The organism is Oryzomonas japonica, from assembly GCF_008802365.1.
GTDB lineage: Bacteria > Desulfobacterota > Desulfuromonadia > Geobacterales > Pseudopelobacteraceae > Oryzomonas > Oryzomonas japonica.
This window is the reverse complement of record NZ_VZQZ01000009.1, coordinates 94,875-113,639: the sequence shown is the minus strand read 5'-3', so window position 1 is coordinate 113,639 and position 18,765 is coordinate 94,875. Positions and strand designations below refer to the sequence as shown.

General features: G+C 62.6%; 19 protein-coding genes and 1 riboswitch. Of the genes, 16 read left to right on the top strand and 3 right to left on the bottom strand.

Annotation, left to right across the window (positions count from 1 at the left end; genetic code table 11):
- The first annotated feature begins 150 nt into the window (after positions 1–150).
- From F6V25_RS13950 to F6V25_RS13935, 4 genes are all read left to right on the top strand, one after another.
- Positions 151–1,677, top strand: coding sequence for a B12-binding domain-containing radical SAM protein (locus tag F6V25_RS13950; RefSeq protein WP_151129161.1), 1,527 nt, complete (start codon positions 151–153; stop codon positions 1,675–1,677).
- A gap of 108 nt (positions 1,678–1,785) precedes the next feature.
- Positions 1,786–2,400 carry a TetR/AcrR family transcriptional regulator gene (locus F6V25_RS13945; RefSeq protein WP_246167048.1) on the top strand — a complete coding sequence of 205 codons (615 nt, stop codon included), beginning with the start codon at positions 1,786–1,788 and terminating at the stop codon, positions 2,398–2,400.
- A 65-nt stretch (positions 2,401–2,465) separates the two neighbouring features.
- Positions 2,466–4,616, top strand: a complete 2,151-nt coding sequence (shc, locus tag F6V25_RS13940; protein WP_338045601.1) for a squalene--hopene cyclase — start codon at positions 2,466–2,468, stop codon at positions 4,614–4,616.
- 233 nt (positions 4,617–4,849) lie between these two features.
- Positions 4,850–5,284 carry a hypothetical protein gene (locus tag F6V25_RS13935; RefSeq protein ID WP_151129159.1) on the top strand — a complete coding sequence of 145 codons (435 nt, stop codon included), beginning with the start codon at positions 4,850–4,852 and terminating at the stop codon, positions 5,282–5,284.
- 54 nt (positions 5,285–5,338) lie between these two features.
- Here F6V25_RS13935 and F6V25_RS13930 read toward each other — a convergent pair whose 3' ends face one another.
- Positions 5,339–5,776: a thioredoxin family protein gene (locus F6V25_RS13930; protein ID WP_151129157.1), complete on the bottom strand. Its 438-nt coding sequence runs from the start codon at positions 5,774–5,776 to the stop codon at positions 5,339–5,341.
- A 260-nt stretch (positions 5,777–6,036) separates the two neighbouring features.
- Between F6V25_RS13930 and F6V25_RS13925 the strand changes: the two genes are divergently transcribed.
- Positions 6,037–6,570 (top strand): hypothetical protein, encoded by a 534-nt coding sequence (locus tag F6V25_RS13925; RefSeq protein WP_151129155.1) that lies wholly within the window; start codon positions 6,037–6,039, stop codon positions 6,568–6,570.
- Between the two features lie 78 nt (positions 6,571–6,648).
- Here F6V25_RS13925 and F6V25_RS13920 read toward each other — a convergent pair whose 3' ends face one another.
- On the bottom strand, positions 6,649–7,251 hold the full coding sequence (locus F6V25_RS13920; protein WP_151129154.1) for an OmpW family outer membrane protein: 603 nt from the start codon (positions 7,249–7,251) through the stop codon (positions 6,649–6,651).
- Between the two features lie 94 nt (positions 7,252–7,345).
- Positions 7,346–7,422, bottom strand: a riboswitch (cyclic di-GMP riboswitch).
- A gap of 164 nt (positions 7,423–7,586) precedes the next feature.
- Between F6V25_RS13920 and F6V25_RS13915 the strand changes: the two genes are divergently transcribed.
- The 4 genes from F6V25_RS13915 to F6V25_RS13900 all read left to right on the top strand — a co-directional run bounded on the left by F6V25_RS13915 (position 7,587) and on the right by F6V25_RS13900 (position 11,525).
- Positions 7,587–8,027 carry a FecR family protein gene (locus F6V25_RS13915; protein ID WP_151129152.1) on the top strand — a complete coding sequence of 147 codons (441 nt, stop codon included), beginning with the start codon at positions 7,587–7,589 and terminating at the stop codon, positions 8,025–8,027.
- Positions 8,027–8,659 carry an OmpA family protein gene (locus F6V25_RS13910; RefSeq protein WP_151129150.1) on the top strand — a complete coding sequence of 211 codons (633 nt, stop codon included), beginning with the start codon at positions 8,027–8,029 and terminating at the stop codon, positions 8,657–8,659. The genes F6V25_RS13915 and F6V25_RS13910 overlap by 1 nt, the downstream gene beginning before the upstream one ends.
- 11 nt (positions 8,660–8,670) lie before the next feature.
- Positions 8,671–10,686 (top strand): CHASE2 domain-containing protein, encoded by a 2,016-nt coding sequence (locus tag F6V25_RS13905; RefSeq protein ID WP_151129149.1) that lies wholly within the window; start codon positions 8,671–8,673, stop codon positions 10,684–10,686.
- A 65-nt stretch (positions 10,687–10,751) separates the two neighbouring features.
- Positions 10,752–11,525, top strand: a complete 774-nt coding sequence (locus F6V25_RS13900; protein ID WP_151129147.1) for a glucose 1-dehydrogenase — start codon at positions 10,752–10,754, stop codon at positions 11,523–11,525.
- Positions 11,526–11,590: 65 nt separating this feature from the next.
- Here F6V25_RS13900 and F6V25_RS13895 read toward each other — a convergent pair whose 3' ends face one another.
- Positions 11,591–11,935 carry a hypothetical protein gene (locus F6V25_RS13895; RefSeq protein ID WP_151129146.1) on the bottom strand — a complete coding sequence of 115 codons (345 nt, stop codon included), beginning with the start codon at positions 11,933–11,935 and terminating at the stop codon, positions 11,591–11,593.
- A 236-nt stretch (positions 11,936–12,171) separates the two neighbouring features.
- Between F6V25_RS13895 and F6V25_RS13890 the strand changes: the two genes are divergently transcribed.
- The 7 genes from F6V25_RS13890 (at position 12,172) to lhgO (ending at position 18,760) form a co-directional block, all read left to right on the top strand.
- A complete protein-coding gene (locus tag F6V25_RS13890; protein ID WP_151129145.1) occupies positions 12,172–12,570 on the top strand; it encodes a PilZ domain-containing protein in 399 nt (132 codons plus the stop codon).
- An 82-nt stretch (positions 12,571–12,652) separates the two neighbouring features.
- Positions 12,653–14,362: a transporter substrate-binding domain-containing protein gene (locus tag F6V25_RS13885; RefSeq protein WP_420849997.1), complete on the top strand. Its 1,710-nt coding sequence runs from the start codon at positions 12,653–12,655 to the stop codon at positions 14,360–14,362.
- Complete coding sequence (locus tag F6V25_RS13880) at positions 14,359–15,780, top strand: sigma-54-dependent transcriptional regulator (protein ID WP_151129143.1); 1,422 nt, start codon at positions 14,359–14,361, stop codon at positions 15,778–15,780. The genes F6V25_RS13885 and F6V25_RS13880 overlap by 4 nt, the downstream gene beginning before the upstream one ends.
- Before the next feature lie 57 nt (positions 15,781–15,837).
- The gene (locus F6V25_RS13875) at positions 15,838–16,641 is read left to right on the top strand and encodes a sulfite exporter TauE/SafE family protein (protein WP_246167047.1); all 804 of its coding nucleotides are present in this window, start codon (positions 15,838–15,840) and stop codon (positions 16,639–16,641) included.
- On the top strand, positions 16,638–16,964 hold the full coding sequence (locus tag F6V25_RS13870) for a DUF1634 domain-containing protein (RefSeq protein ID WP_149308787.1): 327 nt from the start codon (positions 16,638–16,640) through the stop codon (positions 16,962–16,964). Before F6V25_RS13875 ends, F6V25_RS13870 begins: the two co-directional genes overlap by 4 nt.
- Positions 16,965–17,002: 38 nt before the next feature.
- Complete coding sequence (locus F6V25_RS13865; RefSeq protein ID WP_151129141.1) at positions 17,003–17,524, top strand: FUSC family protein; 522 nt, start codon at positions 17,003–17,005, stop codon at positions 17,522–17,524.
- A 36-nt stretch (positions 17,525–17,560) separates the two neighbouring features.
- Positions 17,561–18,760, top strand: a complete 1,200-nt coding sequence (gene lhgO / locus F6V25_RS13860; RefSeq protein ID WP_151129139.1) for an L-2-hydroxyglutarate oxidase — start codon at positions 17,561–17,563, stop codon at positions 18,758–18,760.
- Positions 18,761–18,765: the final 5 nt, after the last annotated feature.

Genomic DNA, 18,765 nt, shown 5'->3' with positions numbered 1-18,765 from the left:
TTTCTGCTCTTGGGGCTCCCGTGGCGTGCCGGCATTGAATCGGAAAAACGACCCGTCTTCTTAACAGGGCGAAGTGGTTGTGTAAACCACCAAAAGCCCGTATAAGTAAGCGCAACAAAAATCCACCACATTTCAGCGCCGAGGCATACCATGAAGGTTTTTCTGATCTACATCCGGGATGAGGACTTCTACCGGCTTCTCCCTGCCGAACTCGGGGACTCCCGATTCAGCAAGGATCGCGTCCAGGTGATGGCCTTCCCTCCCATCGGGATCGAAACCCTGGCGCCGATTATTCGTCGGCACGGCCACGAGGCGCGGATGTTCGACACCTGCCATCCGCAGATGAAGGCGGAACATATCGCCTGTGCGGTGCGCACCGAGAAGCCGGACGTGATAGCGCTCTCGTTCCTGTCGACCACGGCCTATCCCGCCACCCGCAGCATGGCGCAGCAGCTCAAACAGGCCGCCCCCGACACGCCGATCATTGTCGGCGGCGTGTTTGCGACCATTAACGCCAAGGAAATTCTTGCGGACACCCCGGACATCGACTACGTTGCCCGGGGCGAGGGGGAGGAACTCCTCCCGGAATTTCTGGAGAACCTGGGGGCGCCCGGCACGGTCGGCGGCCTGGTGTGGCGTTCGGGGGGCGACATCGTCGAGAACGCCCCGCGCCCGGTTATCGAAGATCTGGACCAGTTTCCCTACCCGGACCGCAAGAGTCTGCCCATCGACTACATCGAGTCCATGCCGCTCGACGTCCCCGCCGTCCTCTCCCTGGACCGCTTCTGCACCATGCAGACGTCCCGGGGCTGCCCCTACCAGTGCATCTACTGCGGCATCCCCTCCCTGGCCAACCGCAAGTGGCGCCATCGTTCCCCCGAGCATGTCCTGGGCGAGATGCAGCAGTTGAACGACGAGGGGTATCGCTCCATCTATCTCACCGACGATCAGTTTCTACTCGACCGCAAGCGCATCGGCGCCATCTGCCAGGGGATCATCGACCGCAAGTTCGAATTCAACTGGGGCTGCGAAGGGCGGGTCGATTCGGTCGCTACCGACCAGTTTCCCATCATGGCCAAGGCCCATTGCAACTTTCTCGCCTTTGGGGTAGAGGCCGGCACCCAGAAGGTGCTCGACCGTATCGGGAAGATGCAGACCATGAAGCAGGTGGAGGACGCCGTCAGCTTGGCCAAACGCCACGGGATCGAAACCATCCACGGCTTCTTTTTGGTCGGCTCGCCGGATGAGACCGCGGAGGATATCCTGGAGAGCTTCCGCTTTGCCGCCCGCCTCAAGCTGGACACCTTCGGCTTCAATCGCCTCTGTGCTTACCGCGGCACCCCCCTGTGGCAGGATTACGTCGAGCGGGGGATTATCGACGATAAGCGCGACTGGAACAAATGGTTCAAGTGCTCGGACATCGACCCGACCATCCTGCCGGGAGATGTGGTGAACCGGGCCCGGCAGAAAGGGTACATGCTGTTGTTCGCCAACCGGCTCTTCCTGCGCCCCTTTCAGACCATCAAGCTCCTGCGCCGGTTTGGCCGGTTCATGAAAAAGGGCGATATCATGAAGCTGCTTATGAGCCCTTTCCGCAAGCGGATCCTCACCCTCAAACCGTCCCTGCCGTCGCCCATGATCGACCTGGGACTGATCGCCCCGGTCCGCAAGGTTTAAGCCGCCGTGCAGCCAAGCCGGGGGCGCGTGGTTGTTCCTTCTCTTGCCATATCCGGTTCGGTGTGATATCACGTACGTTACTTTCGGTAATTACAGTTAACGGTGTTAATGGTGGGATTAAAGGAACGACGCATACAGCACAAGGAACAGTTCCGGGCGGAGATCCTGGCCGCAGCGCGGGAACTCTTTTCCCAGGAGGGGTATTCCCAGTTTTCCATGCGCAAACTGGCCGCCCGGATCGAGCATTCCCCGACCACGATCTACCTCTATTTCCGCGACAAGGACGATCTGCTCTTTTATATCTGTGAAGAACTCTATGCCGCTTTTCTCAAAGCGGTGGTCGAAATCAGGCAGGCCGAGCCCGACCCGGGCGAAGCGCTCCGCCTCATCCTCCATCAGTACATTCGGTTCGGCGTCTCCCATCCCGAACAATACAAGACGGTATTTTTCACCAGCCCGGTCGTCTACGGCTCGCCGGACAGCTTTATGACAAAGGACACGATCGCCTTACGTTCGTACCGGGCTTTTCTCGATCTCATCAGCGAGTGCATACAGTGCGGTGTCCTGCAAAAAAACGACTGCAATATGCTCGCGATGGTGTTCTGGAGCGCCATGCACGGCTTGGTGACCAGCATTATCTTCACCAGGGACTTCCCCATGCCCGATATCACGCTCATGGCCGACACCTTGATTGACGGGCTCTTGAAAGGGCACGCCGCGTAATTTTTTGCCCATCAGGTTAACGCAGTTAATTACGGATAGCTGCGTTATTCAACGGAGAAACAGACATGATGCATAGCAAAACGAAAACGAAACTGAATGTCATAGAAGGGGGCAGGGGAGCCAAACAGGCGGAAGCGGGAGTATCCGCAAACACTTTCCTGCATGTCGAATCGATCCTGGAAAGGGCCGCGCACCAGCTCGCCGCATTGCAAAACGAGGACGGGCACTGGGTGTTCGAGCTGGAAGCGGATGTCACCATCCCGTCGGAATACATCATGCTGCAGCGGTTTCTCGGCCGCAGCGTCGACGAAAAAACCGCTTCCCGCCTCTCCTCCTATCTCCTTGACCGGCAACTGCCGGACGGTAGCTGGCCCTTGTACGCCGTGGACGGCAATGCCAACATCAGCGCTTCGGTAAAAGCCTACTTTGCCCTCAAACTGCTCGGCCACGATAAAAACGCGCCATACATGGTAAAGGCGCGGCAGATCATCCTCTCCCTTGGCGGCGCGGCGCGCTGCAACGTCTTCACCAGGATCACCCTGGCGCTCTTCGGCCAGGTTCCCTGGCATACGCCGCCCGCCATGCCGATCGAGATCATGCTGCTCCCGCGCTGGTTCTTTTTCCATCTCAGCAAGATATCCTACTGGTCGAGAACGGTCATCGTACCGCTGTTGATCCTCTACGCGAAGCAGCCGGTCTGTGCGCTGCGCTATAATGAGGGAATCACCGAACTGTTTACCACGCCTCCCGATATGCTGGGCAACCTGGATCACTTCCGGCACCGGGCCTGGCGGAAGAATGTCTTTATCGTTCTTGACCGCGTTCTCAAGCGCACGATGCACTACATCCCGAAAAGGATCAGGGCCCACGCCCTGCGTCAGGCCGAACAGTGGACCCGGGCGCGCATGCAGGGGGAGGGGGGCATCGGGGCCATCTACCCGGCCATGGCCAACGCCGTGATGGCGTTGAAAACCCTCGGCTGCCGGGAGGACGATCCCGACTATGTGCGCGGGATAGCGGCTCTCGACGATCTGCTGATTCATCGGACGCCTGCTCCTGACGCGGTACCCCACACCAGCCCCTTTGGGGGCGGGATCGACCGCTCTTCGGCGGCCCCGGACCTCCTGCTGTCGCGGCATGCGTCGACAGCCCGGAATGACCATTTCAGTCTCTGCCAGCCGTGTAATTCGCCGGTCTGGGATACCTGCCTGAGCCTGTCGGCCCTGGTGGAAGCGGGGATACCGGGGAATCTGTTCTCCGCGGACGAGGCCATGAAGTGGCTTTTTGACCGTCAGATCTGCACGCCGGGCGACTGGTCGGGCAACTGTCCCGGTCTGGCGTGCGGCGGTTGGGCGTTCCAGTACGAAAACACCCTGTATCCCGATGTTGACGACACTTCCAAGGTTCTGATGGGGCTGTTCCGGGCCGGGGCGCTGGAGCGGGAAGAATACCGGGAAAAGATCGCCAAGGCGGTCAGGTGGGTCATCGGGATGCAGAATTCCGACGGCGGCTGGGGGGCCTTCGATGTCGACAACGACTACCTGTATCTGAACGATATCCCCTTTGCCGACCATGGCGCCCTGCTCGACCCCAGCACCTCCGATCTCACCGGGCGCTGTATCGAAATGCTGGGGATGCTCGGTTACGGGCCGGATTTTCCCCCGATAGCCAGGGGGCTCGCCTATCTGGAAAAGGAGCAGGAGGCGTTTGGGGGGTGGTTCGGCAGGTGGGGGGTCAATTATCTCTACGGCACCTGGTCCGTGCTCTCCGGTCTGCATGAGGTGGGAGAGGATATGCAGAAGCCGTATGTCAGGAAGGCGGTTGAGTGGCTCGTGGGGTGCCAGAACGGGGATGGCGGCTGGGGAGAAACGTGCGCCAGTTACGATGACCCGTCATTGGCCGGCAGCGGCGCCAGCACCCCGTCCCAGACCGCCTGGGCGCTCCTGGCGCTTATGGCTGCCGGAGAAACGGACCGCCCGGAGGTCCAACGCGGCATGCAGTACCTGGTCGATCGGTACCATAACGGCTGGGAGGAACGGCATTTTACCGGGACCGGCTTCCCAAGGGTCTTCTATCTGCGCTACCACGGCTACCGGCTCTTCTTCCCGGTGTGGGCCCTGGGGGCGTACCTGCGGCGCCGGAGAGGGGCGACAACGGTACAGGACGCGGTGCGCAGAAAATATATGGGGGGAGTCTCCTGGCTCAAACTGCAGTAACCTGAAACAGGGACAGAAGAAGGCCCCGGATTTTTTTGACACGGCAAGGAAGCCGGAGAACTCCCTGGCCTGAGACGTGCCATACTAAACTGGTGCGGTGGCTCCCGGGGTGGCTGTAAACTCAAACGGTTATTTGTTCATACCTGTTCCCCGCAAAGGTTCAGGCCTTGCTTTTGTCCGGCCAGTTCCCGGCGCCTGCCGCCTCAGTACATCGTTTTTGAAAGAGATCGGATATGGGAATTATACGTTCATTCGTCGTGGTATCGGGAGTCGTGTCGCTTCTGGGAGGCTGCGCTTCGTGGGGGAGCGTGACGCTTGGAGAAAAGAACGTCACCAGATGTTTTCTCGCGAAGAATGTGTCAAAGATGCAGGGCCCGACCGGAGTAGCCGATACGTTCGTCGGCGGGGGGAAGGTGTACGTCATCACCTCGTTCTCATGGGATGACCCGGAGCAGGAGGGGGGCCCCCATGTCATGACGTACCGCTGGTACACGGGTGACCGGTTGGTGTCCCAAGGGTCCATGAATGTTGAGTCGAGCCTTCCGCCCCTCAATGTCTGGTCCGGCATCCAGGCGTCCGTACTGGGGGTGGGCAAGCACCGGGTCAAGGTGTACGTCGATGATACCTTTGCCGTCTCCAGGGATTTTGTCGTTCTGGAACAGGAATAGGCGCCTGGAAGTGATCTGTCGGGCATGGCCCCGATTCAAGTCCACTGCGAAACCCTACTGCTGTTGGCGGAACCAGGCCAGCAGGGCATCAACGCTCTGCGCCCCGGCGAGCCGGGCGACGACCCTGCCGTTGCGGAGCAGCACGACGTCCGGTATGCCCCTCACGCCGAACCGTGCCGCAAGGGCCGGATTCTGCTGGGTATCGACCTGGCAGACGGCCGCCTTTCCCGCCAATCTCTCCGCTGCTGTTCGCACCGCCGGTGCGAATGAGACGCAGTGCGGTCACCATGGTGCCCAGAACTCCACCAGTACCGGCCCCGGGTAATTCTGCACGAAGGCGTCGAATGTCTGCTCCGTGAGCTGCTGCGGGTGGTGGTACAACGGGGGGAGGGTGGCGCGGCAGGTGCCGCAACGCCCCTTTTTACCCTCCTTGTCGGCGGGGATTCTGTTGGCTGCGCCGCAGGATGTGCAGATGACGATATAGTCAGGCATCGTACGTTCTCCTCGTCCCCTCATTTTCGCCCAAACCAGTTCCTGCGGTCAAGGGGAACACGCAAAAAAAATCTGGACCAGGGCCTGTTTGCGCCGAAAGTGCCCCGGTTCGGGAACGCCATTTGCGGCACGGCCCATGTTTGCCCTTGCAACGATCCCGGAGGTGTTGCAAAATACTCCGCCGACTTTTCAGCCGAGGGGGAAAGGTCGACTTGCATTGTAACAGCCGATAGACGTAAACCTGCGGACCGGGAGCAGAGATGGCGGTTATCAAAAAGAGCGCGCTCATGGTGGAGTTGATGGTGACGGCTGGGCTTGTGTGCTGTCTTGCCGCCTGCATGGGCGATCTCGTCTACCGGCCTGAAAAGAAGATTGCACCGGCCGTCCCCACGGTTGCGGAGATGAACCCCCACCTGCCGCCCATGCCGGATATGGCGGCCAACAACGCCACCCTGGCGGGGATCGATACCGGCGGCATCGGCGTGCGTGACGATGTGCAGATCTGGATCTATACAAACTATACGACGAATGTGAAACGCACCGTCCTCATGACCATGGCCAAGACCATTCAGGACGTGATGGCCGCCCCCCCCAAAACGGCTGAGGAGGCGAAGAACCTGGATCAGTCCTTCAAGGATGCCGCCATGATGCTCAAGATCGTTCGGGGACTCACGCAGCGCGAGGCCGACGAGATGGATCGACTCCTCTATACGCAGACGGTCAATACGCCGGAACGCCTGAAGGCCTATCTCCAGTACAATTTGCTGCTGGGAGGGGGCACGATCAAGCGCTGAGAGGGAACCGCCCCCCCGGATTTCACACAAAACCCCCGCCGTGCATGGCGGGGGTTTTGTTGTTCGGGGCGGTTGTTTTTAGTTGAAAAAGTATCTCGCGCCAAAGGTCGTGGAGATGCTCATGGGGTCGATATTGCCGACTTTATTGCCCTGGTAGTTGATATCGGCGTTGGGCGCCAGGATTGCCTTGAGTTGCGCCGTCAGGGCCACCTGTTTGGTCACGAAATAGTCGACGCCGCCGCTGATATGGACGCCCAGGCTGGTGTCCACGTCGGTTCTGGTCCCGTCGGAGTAGGTGAAGTCGTTGATCAGGATATCCAGGCCGGCGCCCACATAGGGGGTCAGTCGGGGGACCGCGACGTCAAAACGGTACTGGGCGCCCAGGGAGAAGTTGTTGGTTTCGGCGTTGCCGCCCTCACCGTAGCCGTGGACATCGTAGTCGGTGTGGGTGATATCGAATTCCGCCGCGATGTTCCTTGTTATGCCGTAGATGAACCCGCCGCCGCCGACGAAAGCGGTATCCGTACTGGCGCTACGTCCCGATAGCTCGCTGTCGGCAGGGACCAGAAAGCCGAGTCTGCCGGTGACGCCGAGCCTGCCCCTGATATCGTCCGCCATGGCGGGGTTGACGGCAAAAAGCAGCGACAAGGCCAAACAGCAGGAATAGATGGTCTTCTTCATAATGTTCTCCTTTGGGGATAGTGTTTGTTCATCCGCCCATTGCGTAAGGGGTGGGATGAAATGAAAAAACCGGGTTGCCGAATATCTATGATATTTCGGCAACCCGGCTGTCTCGGTGAGACCCTGTGGGCTTTCCGCCCCATCCTCGCGAATGGTTGAGTAGTATCGGTTATCACATACGCTTGTTTTCAGCGGCGACTATTTATGCACATGAGGCGCTGAATGTCAATGGCCGGGGTGCGTTCTTTTTTTGTCCCTCTTTTGGCCAATCTTTGTTTATAATGGTATCCTTATGAGTAACAGGTTGGATTACTGAGAAAAAAGGGAGACGCACAATGAAAGCAATATTCTTCGGACTCCTTCTCCTGTTCTCCGCCGCTTCGGCCTTCGCCGCGCCGACGGATGTGATCGGTCATGTACAGACCTTGAAAGGGTCCGCGTCTTTCCTTCGGGGCACTCTTACGCAACCTGCCGCAATCGGGGGGGCGGTACATCGGGGCGACGTGATCAGAACCGCAAAGGACGGCTCTTTGGGTATTGTCTTGGCGGATGACACGACGTTTTCCCTGGGCCCCAACAGTGAACTCGCCATAAAGGAGTACGTTTTCGACCCCAAGGAGGGTAAGTTCACGTTCCTGGCGCGGATGGCCAAGGGGACCTTTGTCTATCTCTCCGGGCTCATGGCGAAACTGGCCCCGCACGCCATTCGGCTGGAAATCCCCGAGGCGACCATTGCCGTGCGGGGGACCAGACTGCTGATCGAGGTTCAGGACTAGTGCCGCGCAGCGATGGGCATACCGGGCCGACGGGAGTCATTCTGTCGGGCGTGCTGCTGGTGGCGCTCCTGGCTTTGGCAGGCGGTTGCGCCTCCCGGCGGGCGGTCGTTCTGATGCCCGACCCGGACGGACATGTGGGCAAGGCGGAGGTGACCACCGAAGGGGGGAAACAACTGCTGGAAAAGGCCCATGAGATGACCCGCGTCTCCGGCCGTTCAAATTCCCCCTCTTCCCCGGCACCGGCCGACCCTTCCTATATTGCCGCGACCTTTGCCGCGGCATTGGCGGTCGAACCGCTCCCGTCGGAAAAATTCATCCTCTTTTTCGAAACGGGCAAGACCTGCCTGATGGCCGAGTCTCGGGCCGTCATCCCCACTATCCTTACCGCCATCAAGCGGCGTAACGCCATCAACATCAGTATCAGCGGGCATACCGACGCGGTCGGCTCGGTCCAGCTCAACGATAGGCTTGCCTACGAACGTGCCCAGGCGATCAGGGACCTGCTGGTGCAGAAGGGGGTCGATCCGCAACGCCTGTCCGTATCCTCCCATGGCAAGGGTAACCCTCGAATCCCAACGCCCGACGGGGTTGCTGAACCCCGAAACCGGCGCGTTGAGGTGATCGTGCGCTAGGCGTAGCCGGTATGTCCCCTGTCGCCCCCTCCCGCGCCACCCCCCAACGCCTCCTGCCGCTCCAGGGAGGGCGTCCCGTGCTGATTGCCGCGGGCCTTGCCCTTACGCTCTGCGCCGGATTGCTTCTCATCTTCTCGCCGCTGTTCATACAGGAGACGGAACTTCGCCTCTACGACCTCATGCTCGCCGGCCGGGCCGCTCCCCAGAAGAGCGGCGTTCCGGTGATCGTGGGGATCGACGAGGAGAGCCTCAAGGCCTACGGACAGTGGCCCTGGCCCCGTTACCGCCTGGCCCGCCTCGTGGAGCGGCTTGAGGCGTTGGGGGCGAAGGTCGTCGTACTCGACTTCCTGATGCCGGAACCGGACCGTACCTCTCCCGATGTCATCATGGCGGAACGGCGGCGCGACCTCGGGCTGTCCCCATCCCCACCCCCGGCCATCGTCACGGACGTCAACTCCCAGCGCCTGGCCAAGGCTCTGGCGGGGGGGCCTACCATCCTCGGATACTATCTGGACCTTGCCACGGGAGTGAGGTCGGGGGCCGGAGGCGCTCCCCACCTGCCCGCCGGCATGGTCGTGGCGGCCATGCCGGGAGCCAGTGCCCAGTGGCCCACGCCCACCGGGATGATCAGGGGGATTGGGGCACTGACCGCCGCTGCCGGGGCCGAGGGGTTCACCAATGCCCAACACGACCTGGACGGGGTCCTCAGACGGGTTCCCCTGCTGATGCACTATGAAGGCGCCTATTACCCCTCCCTGGCCCTGGGGGCCGTCCTGCTCGCATCCCAAGAACGGCGCCTCCGCATCGACCACGATGCGTCCGAGACCCTGCTTTGCTGGGGAGAACGCCGTATCCCCCTGGACCGCCTGGGGGATACCCTGATCGACTTCCGTACCCGGGATTCCTTTCCCTATTTTTCGGCACGGGCGATTCTGGATGGTCACCCGGCGGCCGGGAGCCTGCGGGGAAAGATCGTCCTGATCGGTGCCTGGGCCAAGGGGCTGGGCGATGTCCATCAAGTCCCGTCCGGGCAGGAACTCCACGGGGTTGAGGCCCATGCCGCCGTTATCGACACGATCCTGTCCGGCACGTTCATCGCCCAGCCCACGTGGGCGCGGGGCGCCGGGCTGTTTGTCGTCCTCCTGCTGGGGGGGATGAGCACCTGGCTGCTCAGCCGCCCCGGATACGTACTGTCGCTTCTGGCCGTTATGGGGATGAGCGGCGGGTGCTACTGGGGGGCGAGGGCGCTTTTGCTGTCCCGGGAGGGGCTGTTCATCCCGCCGCTCATCCCCATGGCGACGCCGATCCTCGTGATGACGGTTTTGAGCCTCGTGAAGTACGGGATCGAGGCCCGCAAGGTGCAACAACGCAACCACGACCTGATCCAGGCCCAGGATACGATCATCGTCAGCATGTCGACCCTCACTGCGGCCCGGGACAAGGAATCGGGGCGGCACATCCTGCGGACGCAACGCTACGTGGAAGTCCTTGCCCGGCAGCTTGCCACGCTCCCCGGCTACGCCGTACTGGACGAAGCGAATATCGAACTCCTCGCGAAATCCGCGCCGCTCCATGACATCGGCAAGGTCGGCATCCCGGATCACATCCTGTCCAAGCCGGGTGCGCTGACCGCCGAAGAATACGACATCATGAAGACCCACACGCTCATCGGCGCCCAGGCCCTGTCCAAGACCATGGGGGGGACCGAGCACCCGGAGAAGCTGGCCTTCCTCAATTACGCGCTCCAGATGGCCGAATCGCACCACGAAAAATGGGACGGCAGCGGCTATCCCCTCGGATTGAGCGGCAGGGCCATCCCCCTGGCCGGCCGGCTGATGGCCCTGGCGGATGTGTACGATGCCCTGGTCAGCAGGCGCGTCTACAAGCGAGACTTCTCCCATGAAGAGGCCCAGGAGTGGATTCTGGCGAGGTCGGGCACACACTTCGACCCCGAGGTGGTCGGGGCGTTCATGGCCCAAAGGGAGGAATTCATCCGCATAGCCAGAGAGCTGGCCGATGAAGAGTGAGGGGCGCTCCGCCATGGTCCGGCACGATTTTATCGTAATTTTCAAGACACTTCAGGAGACGCGGCATGACACAACAAACCGCCGGTAGGGTGGCGCTGGTGACCGGGGGCGGTCAGGGGATCGGCAAGGGGATCGCCAAGCGGTTGCTGGAAGAGGGGATGGCAGTGGTCATCGCCGACAGGGACGCAGCGGCGGCCCAGGAAACGGCCGGGGAGTTCGGCTCCCTGGGGGATGTGCTTGCCGTGACGCTGGACGTGGCCGACGAAGCGGCGGTGGTAGGGGCGCTGGACCAGACGCTCTCCCGCTTCGGCCGCCTGGACGCCCTCATCAACAATGCGGGTCACGGCAGTTCGCCTCCCGGCCCGGTGGAACTGCTGGAACTCTCGGAGTGGAACCGGGTCCTGGGGACCAACCTCACCGGGGCGTTTCTCTGCGCCAAGCACGCGGTGCCGGCCCTGCGGAGCGCTGGGGGGGCCATCGTCAACATCGCCTCGACCCGGGCCCTCCAGTCCGAAGCCGATACGGAGGCCTATTCCGCCAGCAAAGGTGGGCTCGTGGCCCTGACCCATGCCCTGGCCGTCAGCCTGGGGCCGCACATCCGGGTCAACTGCGTCAGCCCCGGGTGGATCGCCGTGGACGACTGGAAAAAGAGCGGCAAACGCACGGCGCCGGAACTGCGCCCGGAGGATCACGGTCAACATCCGGCGGGGCGTGTCGGGCGGCCCGAGGATATCGCCGGGATGGTGGCCTATCTGGTCTCGCCCCAGGCCGGGTTCATCACCGGCCAGAATTTTATCGTGGATGGCGGGATGACCCGCAAGATGATCTACGTCCCCTAGTGGGTGCAGGGGAGCGCCTCAGTCGGGAATCGTTTCTTCGGGCGGGTACGCCATCCTGCCCGGCCTTACTGAAACAGCGGAGTTTGTTCCCGTTGGATCATGATACCCCGCAGCCGCTCTTCCTCGATCCTGAAGGTGTCCTTATGGCGCTGCTGTTCCAGGAGCACTTCCTGCCGGTAACGTTCCTGGCTGAACTGCCGCCGTTGCTGTTGCCACACCAACTCCTGCACAGCGTCCTCCTGCCACAGCCTGGCCTGTTGCGCCGGCTGAAGCAGTTCTACCAGATCCGGTTGCTGCTGCGCCTGCTGCCGGGCTCCCCGCAGATTCAACTGAACCAGGTCGTTGTTGCCCAGGGCATACGCTCCGCTTGAAGACGCGAGCAGCGCCACTACCAACGCAATCCTCAGCATATCAACCCCCTATCGTCGTGCATGACCACCCGTGCCCCCAAACTATAGCAGATTGCGGCCATGGCGGCCATTGTTCTTTGCGTCGCCGTTCACCATCCCCCGTGGCCGTGGTGTGACCGCATCCCGCCGTGGAAAGGTGGCATAACCAATTTATTGTCCTTGTCCTGATTTTATGAGAAACTGAAGCCATGCGTGGTTGAACCGGTGTGAATGTGTGTCGCGAAAGGGCCAATCTTATGCGCGAAAAGAGATCGTCCCGCCGGATCGTTTTTGTGGCCAATGGGGTGTTGCAGTACCAAAGCCAGCGTTTCCCCTGTTATGTTGAAAATATTTCCCTGCACGGGGCGCTGGTCAGTTCGGACGACGCTGCCTGTGATGTGGTCCGCCAGGGAGAACGGTGCGTGCTGACGCTGCAGCAGGGCGACGGTCTCCCCCCGCTCGATGTGGCAGCCCAGATCATCCACTATGGGTTTGGCCTGGTCGGCCTGCGGTTTGTCGAGCCGGATGCCGCCCTGGAAACCGCCCTGGCGGCCATTGTGGGGCGGGCGGCTCAGGAAGAGATGGCGGGCGGCAAGGGCTCCTCCCGTCTGTACACCCGCCTGGGGATCAATACGGACCGGGGCCGCTGGAGATGACGACGTGACCTTGGGAAAAGTAATAACATCGCGCAACGGTATGCCCTTCTTATCCAGGTTTGCCGCCACGCTCTTCATGGCTATGGCGGCCGTCGCCTGCCTGCTTTCCGGCGCCGCCCTGGCCGATACGCTCCAGGGCACTCCCCAGAAGGTGATCATCGTCGGCGGGGACCGGGAGTACCCCCCCTACGAGTTCATCGACAAGAACGGCCAGCCCTCGGGCTATAACGTGGAGTTGACCCGCGCCATTGCCGACGTCATGGGGATGAAGGTCGAATTCCGGCTTACCGGCTGGGCGGAGGTGCGCACTGCCCTTCAGACCGGAAAGGTCGACGTGCTCCAGGGGATGTCCTACTCGGAGGAGCGCTCCCGCGAGGTGGATTTCTCCCTCCCCCACACCATCGTGAATCACGCCATATTCGCCCGCCGGGAGTCCCCCATGATCAACACCTTCGACGAGATCGAAGGGAAGGTGGTGGCGGTTCACCGGGGCGGGATCATGCACGACTATCTGGTCAAAAAGGGGTTCAGCGGCAAGCTGATCCTGACCGCTACGCCGGCCGACGCCCTGCGTCTTCTGGCCGCGGGCAAGACCGACTTCGCCATCGTCGCCATCGTGCCGGGGATGTACATCATCCGCGAACTGAAACTGACCAACCTGATTCCGGTGGTGCGCAACGTGGCCACCCACCGCTATTGTTATGCCGTGAACCGGGGCAATGAGGAGCTGATCTCCCGCTTCAACGAAGGGCTGGCTATCCTCAGGAAGACCGGGCAATACCAGGCCATCTATGAAAAGTGGCTCGGCGTGCTGGAGCCGAACCGCGTGGAATGGGCCACCGTCACCCGGTACGCCGCCATCGTAGGGATTCCGCTGGTGCTCCTGTTGGGCGGTTTTGCCCTCTGGTCCCGCACCCTGCACCGCCAGGTTGCCCTGCGCACCGCCGATCTGACCCGGGAGATCGCCGAGCGGCGCCATGCCGAGGAGGAGTTGCTCCTCAACCAGCAGCAACTGGTCCAGGCGGACAAGATGGCCGCCCTGGGGGTCCTGGTGTCGGGCGTGGCCCACGAGATCAACAACCCCACCGGCCTGATCCTGCTGGAGGTGCCGATCCTCAGGCGGTTTTTCCAGGACGCCTCCAAGGTGCTGGAACGGTACTATCAGGAAAACGGCGATTTCACCTGCGGCGGGCTCCGCTATTCGCGCATGCGGGAGGAGATGCCCCGCAGCCTGGAAAAGCTCCAGGAAGCGGGCAAGCGCATCAAGCGGATCGTGGACGACCTGAAGGATTTTGCCCGGCGCGACGATACCGCCTCCAACGACACCATCGACCTCAACGCCGTGGCCCAGGCGGCCGTCCGGCTGGTCGAACCCTCCATCCGCAAGGCGACCAGCCGTTTCAGCACCGAGTATGCCGAGGGGCTCCCCACGGTCCGGGGCAATGCCCAGCGCATCGAGCAGGTGCTGGTAAATCTGATCATCAACGCCTGCCAGGCGTTGCCGGATACCGGGCGGGGCATCGAACTCGCCACCCTGTACGATGCCTCCCGCGGTGCAGTCATCTTCCGCCTGCGGGACGAGGGGAGCGGCATCTCCCCCGAGCACCTGTCGCGCCTGACCGACCCGTTTTTCACTACCAAGCGGGACATGGGCGGGACCGGCCTCGGTCTCTCCGTATCGGCCGGGATCGTCAAGGAGCACGGCGGCACCCTGGAGTTCGATTCGACCCCGGGCAGCGGGACCACCGTCACCCTGACCCTGCCCGAGTACCGGAAGGAGAACGTAACGTGAGCGAGCCCCTGTATCCCGATTTCGGCATCCTCCTGGTGGACGACGAGCCGGACTGGCTCAGTTCCCTCTCCCTGACCCTGGAGTCCTGCGCCGGCATCACCAATATCGCCACCTGCAACGATAGCCGCCAGGTCATGGCCATCCTGGACCAGGGCCAGATCGGCCTGGTGCTGCTGGACCTCACCATGCCGCATCTGTCGGGGGAAGAGCTTCTGGAGCGGATCGCCGAGCGCCATCCCGAGATCGCCTCCATCGTCATCAGCGGCCTGAACCAGGTGGAGACCGCCGTCAACTGCATGCGCCGGGGAGCGTTCGACTATTTTGTGAAGACCGACGATGATGACCGCATGGTGAACGGCGTGCTTCGGGCCGTGCGCATGCAGGAGTTGCAGCGGGATCACCGGGAGATGGCTAGCCGGTTCGGTTCGCCCGAGGTCCGGCATCCCGAGGCCTTCAGCGCCATCGTCACCAACGACCGGGCTATGCAGGCGGTCTTCACCTATGCGGAAGCGGTGGCCCGAAGCCCCCAGCCGCTTCTGATCACCGGCGAGAGCGGCGTCGGCAAGGAACTGGTCGCCCGCGCCGTCCACGCCCTGAGCGGTTGCCGGGGCAAGCTGGTGACGGTCAACGTTGCCGGGCTGGACGATACGGTTTTCGCCGACACCCTGTTCGGCCACGTGCGGGGGGCCTTTACCGGCGCCGAGCAGGTGCGGCGCGGCATGGTGGAGGAGGCCGCCGACGGCACCCTGTTTCTGGACGAGATCGGCGACCTGAGCATCCCCTCCCAGGTGAAGCTGCTGCGGCTGCTCCAGGAGGGGGAGTATTTCCCCCTGGGGTGCGACCTGCCGAAGCGGCTCAAGGCCCGCATCGTCGTCGCCACCCATCAGGACCTGGCGGCCAAGGAGACGGCGGGGACCTTCCGCCGGGACCTGTACTACCGGCTGCGGACCCACCATCTCCATGTGCCGCCGCTGCGGGAACGGCGCGGGGACATCCCCCTGCTGCTGGACCACTTTCTGGAGGAGGCGGCCCGGGCCTTGGGCAAGAAGAAGCCGACCCCGCCAAAGGGTTTGGCGCAGTTCCTCGCCACCTACACCTTCCCCGGCAATGTGCGGGAACTCAAGGCCATGATCTACGACGCCGTCAGCGTGCACCGGGACCGGATGCTCTCCATGGAGTCGTTCATCAAGGCCGTGGAACGCTCCCAGAGGCAGGGCGGGGGGGGGACGGTCGCCCCGGCGGCCCGGCAGAACCCCTTTGCCGGGTTCGACGAACTGCCCACGTTCAGCGATGCCGCCGCCTTTCTGGTCATGGAGGCGCTGGACCGGGCCAACGGCAACCAGACCCTGGCCGCGCGGCTTCTGGGCATATCCCAGCCGGCGCTCTCCAAGCGCCTGAAGATGCGGCAGCCGGGCTAAACGTAAGAACAAAGGAGAACAGCCATTCTGCTCACCACCACCATCGAGATATTCGTCATGGCCATCGGGGCCGGGATCGTCGGTTCGGTCCTGGGGCTCGGCGGCGGCATCATCATCGTCCCCGCCTTGACCATCCTGTTCGGCGTGTCCATGCGCACGGCCGTGGCCGCCTCCACGGTCTCCATCATCGCCACCTCCACCGGCGCCGCGGTGGCCTTTCTGCGCGACCGGCTGACCAATACCCGGGTGGCCATGTGGCTGGAGATGGGCACCTCCGCCGGGGCCCTGAGCGGGGCTCTGATCGCCGGCTACCTGCACCAGCGCTTCCTGTACATCCTGTTCGGCCTGCTTCTGGCCTATTCGGGCTACAATATGTTCAGGACCCGCAAGGCCGAACTGCCGGGCGAGGTCGTGCCCGACCGCCTGTCGCGAAAGCTGAACCTTGCCGGCTCCTACTACGACCGCATGCTGGGCAAAAGGGTGGAGTACCAGGTCACCCGGACCCTCCCCGGGCTGGTCCTCATGTATTTCTCCGGGGCCGCCGCCGGGCTTCTGGGCATCGGCGCCGGCATCTTCAAGGTTCCGGCCATGGACCAGGTCATGCGCATGCCGTTCAAGGCCTCCACCGCCACCTCCAACTTCATGATCGGGGTCACGGCGGCCTCCGGCGCGGTGGTCTATTTCGCCCGGGGCGACGTCAAACCGCTGGTGGCCGGGCCGGTGGTGCTGGGGGTGCTGCTGGGGGCGGTAGTGGGCGCCCGGCTGATGGTCCGGCTGAAAACCTCCACCATCCGCAAGCTCTTCATCCCGCTGATCGTCTACACGGCCATCGAGATGATCTATCGGGGGGTAAAGGGATGACGACCGAAACGCACCACGAGACCCCGTCTCCCCACGAGCCGATCGAACTGGTCCTGGCGCGCCTGTTGCGCATCGGCTCCATCATCGCCGCCATCCTCCTGGCCCTTGGCATCGGTGCTATGCTGCTGGGGGGGCATGCGGTGGTTGGCCCGCGCCTGATCACCGCCGGCCTGCTGGCGCTTCTGGCAACGCCGATCATGCGGGTGATGGTGGCGGGGGTGATCTTTGCCCGGGAAAAGGATTGGCGCTTCGCCTTCTTCTGCCTGGTGGTGCTCTGCTCCATCGTCGCCGGCATCCTGCTGGGGCATGAGCATGGAGGGTAGTGTCCCGTGCCTTCAGTAACCATGTATCAGGTGACCCCATGATAGACAAGGAAACGATAACGACACTGTTCCACAGGTTCGGGGTATTCACGGTTCTGCAAAATGCCGTGGTCTGCCTGGTTGCCTACCCCTGCGGGGAATACTCCACCGGCATCTTCCACGGCGAGTCGGCGAGCATGGGGGGGCTGTGGTCCCTCATCTCCGGGCTGGTGGTGCTCCAGGCCACGACCCGCGACACCTGGACGTCGGCAGGGCTCCGGGTGCTCGGAACCTTCATCGGCGCGTTCGTCAGCGGGCTGTATCTCTCCTTTATGCCCTTCAGTCCGGTCGGCATGGCCATATCCATCGGCGTGACCATTGCGCTGTGCCAGATCCTGAAGGTACCGGAACACAGTCGTCTCGCCGCCATAACCGTGGCGGTCATCATGGTGATTTCGCACATGAATCCTACGCTTAACCCGGCCATGAATGCGGTGTTGCGTTTCGGCGAGGCGTGCATCGGCTCCGTCACCGCCCTGGCCATCGTATTCGTGACACCCCGGTCTGAAACCAAATCCTGAAGAGGCAAAGCGATGCCGGTGCAAAGGGGGCTGGATATGCAACTGGACAAGGCGGAAATCCTGATTGTGGGGGCGGGGATCATCGGGCTGACCATTGCGCGGGAACTGGTCCGGGCCGGATACGGCGACATCGTGATCATCGACAAGGAGCCGGAGTTGGGCAGGCACGCCTCGGGGCGCAACAGCGGCGTCCTCCATGCCGGGATCTACTATTCCCCCGACAGCCTCAAGGCCAAATCGTGCTTGAACGGCAACTTCCTGATGCGCGCCTACTGCAAGGAAAAGGGGCTCCCCCTGCTGGAAAACGGCAAGGTGATCGTGGCCCGCACGACCGGTGAGTTGCCGGTGCTGGACGAACTCCACAGTCGGGCCACGGCCAACGGTGCCAAGGTGGAGATGATCGACGAACACCAGCTGGCGGAGATCGAACCCAACGCCCGGACCGTGGGGCGCGCCCTGTTCTCCCACTACACGGCGGTGGTGGACCCCAAGGCGGTGCTGAAGAGCCTCAAAAACGACCTGGAAGAGAGCGGTAGGGTGCGCTTTCACCTGGAGTGCCCCCTGACCGGGCTGGAGGGGAGCGGCACCGCCCAGACCGGCAAGGGGGAGATCGGTTTCAGCCGTTTCGTCAACGCGGCCGGCGCTTACTGCGACAAGGTGGCCCGGCTGTTCGGCGTGGGCGGGAACCTCCGCCTCATCCCCTTCAAGGGGATTTACCGGCTGCTGCGCAAAGAGGCCCCCTTCACGGTCAATTCCAGCATCTACCCGGTGCCGGATATCCGCAACCCCTTCCTGGGGGTTCACTTCACCCGCAGCGTCCACGGCGACGTCTACCTGGGCCCCACCGCCATCCCCGCTTTCGGCCGGGAGAACTACGGCATCCTGGCCGGGATCGACCGGGAGGGGTTCGGCATCGCCCTGGAGGACCTGACCCTGTTCCTGGCCAATCCCCTGTTCCGCAGCGTGGCCCTGAGCGAACCGCTGAAATACCTACCCTCCTATTTCTACCGGGATGCGGCCCGGCTGGTAAAGGAACTCTCCCCCACGGACGTGCTCCCCTCCGCCAAGGTCGGCATCCGGCCCCAACTGGTGGATTGGGAGACCAAGCAGATGATCATGGATTTCATGGTCGTGGCGGACGGGGCCTCGCTCCACGTCTTGAACCCCATCTCCCCGGCCTTCACCTCGTCCATGGACCTGGCCCAGGGGATCGTGGCGGCGCACTTCAAGGGGTAGGGGCG